This window comes from Actinomycetota bacterium, from assembly GCA_036280995.1.
Classification (GTDB): Bacteria; Actinomycetota; CALGFH01; order CALGFH01; family CALGFH01; genus CALGFH01.
The window spans coordinates 1-2,540 of sequence record DASUPQ010000103.1; the positions used below are offsets into that span (position 1 = coordinate 1).

Here is a 2,540-nt window from a genome sequence, read left to right on the forward strand (position 1 = left end):
GAACCGGAGAACGCCGACGATGGATGTCCAAGGAGTGGTGCGGTTGCTGCAGGCCGGGGCGAGCGACCGCGAAGTGGCCCAGCTGGTGGGGCGGAACCGGCGGACGGTCGCGCGGTATCGGCGGTGGGCCGAGCGCGAAGGATTGCTGTCCGGGCCGCTGCCGGCGCTGGGTGAGCTCGAGACGCGGCTGGCGGCGAGCCTGCCGGCGACGCTGCCGCCGCAGCAGACCTCGACGGTCGAGCGGTACCGCGAGGAGATCGTGGCGCTGCGCGCGCAGGGCGTGGAGGCGGCGGCGATCAAGACCCGGCTGGAGGAGCGGCACCGGGTGCCGATCAGCTACAGCGCGGTCTGGCGGCTGGTCCGCCGGCTGGAGCCCCCGGCGGAGCCCGAGACGTTCGTGCGGGTGGAGGTGCCGCCCGGGAGCGAGGCCCAGGTCGACTTCGGGGCGGCCGGGCGGGCGATCGACCCGGCCGACGGGCGGGTGCGCAAGGCCTGGGTGTTCGTGCTGGTGCTGGCCTGGAGTCGGCACAGCTACGCCGAGGTGGTCTTCGACCAGCGGGTCGAGACCTGGCTGCTGTGCCACCGCCACGGGTTCGAGTTCTTCGGCGGCGTGCCCGAGCGGGTGGTCCTGGACAACCTGAAGGCGGCGATCGTCAAGGCCAGCTTGCACGATCCGGTCGTGCAACGGTCGTACCGCGAGTGCGCCCAGCACTACGGGTTCCGGATCGCGGCCCTGCCGCCGCGGACGCCGCATCTGAAAGGGAAGGTCGAGCAGGGCGGGGTCCACTACGTCGCCCGCAACTTCCTGGCCGGGCGCGAGCCGGAGCCGCTGGACGTGCTGAACGCCAAGCTCCAGCGGTGGCTGCTCGACGTGGCCGGGCGCCGGATTCACGGCACGACGAAGGCGGTGCCACTCGACCGGTTCGAGCAGGTCGAGTGCGCGGCGCTCCGGCCGCTGCCGGCGGTCGGGTACGACTCGGCCAGCTGGAAACAGGCCGGGGTCTATCGCGACGGCTACGTCGTCTTCGCGGGGGCCTACTACTCGGTCCCGTTCCGGCTGGTCGGCCAGACGGTCTGGATCCGCGGCGGCACCCGGACGGTCGAGCTGTTCACGGCCGACCACCAGTTGGTCGCGACCCACGACCGGGCCCGCCAGCCGGGCGACCGCCTGACGACGCTGGCCCATCTGCCACCCCACAAGGTGCCGGGGCTGACGGCCAGCCGGGCGACCTGCCGGACCCAGGCCGAGGCGATCGGCCCGGCCACGCTGGAACTGGTCGGTCGGCTGCTCGACCACCGCCCGGAGGACCGGCTGAAGATCGCCCAGCGGGTGCTCCGACTGGGCACCGCGTTCGGCGCCGACCGCCTGGAGCGGGGCTGCGCCCGGGCCCTCTTCTACGACAGCCCCGAGTACCCGACCCTCAAGCGGATCCTGGCGTCCGGGCTGGACCAGGCTGCCCTGGATGCCGCCACCACCCCGGCCCCGCATGGCCGCTTCGCCTTCGCCCGGCAGGCCACCGAGTTGGTCCGGGCGCTGTTTGGAGGGACCGACGATGACCGCGAGTGAGCTGCCGCATCAGCTGGCGCCCCACCTCCGCCGCCTACGGCTCTCGGGCATCCTCGACACGCTCGAGGTCCGCACCCAGCAGGCGATCGCCGAGCATTGGTCGTACGTCGAGTTCCTGGCCCGGCTGATCCAGGACGAGGCCGAGCGCCGCGAGCACAAGCGGCTCGACCTCCGCCTCCGGCGCGGCGCGGTCGACACCACCAAGACCCTCGAGCTGTTCGACTTCGGCTTCAACCCGGGCATCAACCGCCAGCAGGTCTTCGACCTCGCCACCTGCGCCTTCGTCCGGCAGCGCCGCAACGTCCTGATCTGCGGCCAGACCGGCGTCGGCAAGACCCACCTCGCCCAGGCGGTTGCTCACGAGGCCGCCCGCCAGGGCTTCGAGGTGCTCTACACCACCGCCGACCAGCTCCTGCGCCATCTCCACGCCGGCCGCGCCGACGGCTCGACCGACCAGCGCCTCCAGCGCTACCTCGCCCCGGCCCTGCTGGTCATCGACGACTTCGGCCTCAAGCCGCTGCCGCCGACCGGCCCGGTCGACCTCTACGACGTCATCAACGGCCGCTACGAGAAGGGCAGCATCGTCGTCACCAGCAACCGCGCCCCGGCCGAATGGCCGGAGCTGTTCGGCGATCCGCTGCTCGCCAACGCCGGCCTCGACCGCCTCGGCCACCGGGCGAACGTCCTCCTCATCACCGGTCGCAGCTTCCGCATGGCCGACCGACCAGACCTCCCGGAGGTGCCCATGCCGACCACCTGAAGCCCACGCGAGACGACCCAATCGTTCAGCTGACGACCGAGATCATCGCTCGCGCAGCCCTTCACCTGGTGCACTTTGGCCGTAAACCGCTGGTGCACCTTCGCCGTAAACGGGTGGCGCACTTCCAGCCGTAACTTGACATCAGCGGGTCCGCGGGCTTGGCGGCCGCTGATTGTTCGGCGAGCGCGGCCGGGCCGGAGGCACCCTCCGTCA

General features: G+C 72.1%; 2 protein-coding genes. Both read left to right on the forward strand.

What is annotated here, in order from left to right; translation table 11 throughout:
* Positions 1 to 37: 37 nt before the first annotated feature.
* Positions 38 to 1,567, forward strand: coding sequence for an IS21 family transposase (istA, locus tag VF468_03005; GenBank protein ID HEX5877281.1), 1,530 nt, complete (start codon positions 38 to 40; stop codon positions 1,565 to 1,567).
* Positions 1,554 to 2,327 carry an IS21-like element helper ATPase IstB gene (istB, locus tag VF468_03010; protein HEX5877282.1) on the forward strand — a complete coding sequence of 258 codons (774 nt, stop codon included), beginning with the start codon at positions 1,554 to 1,556 and terminating at the stop codon, positions 2,325 to 2,327. Before istA ends, istB begins: the two co-directional genes overlap by 14 nt.
* Positions 2,328 to 2,540 lie beyond the last annotated feature (213 nt).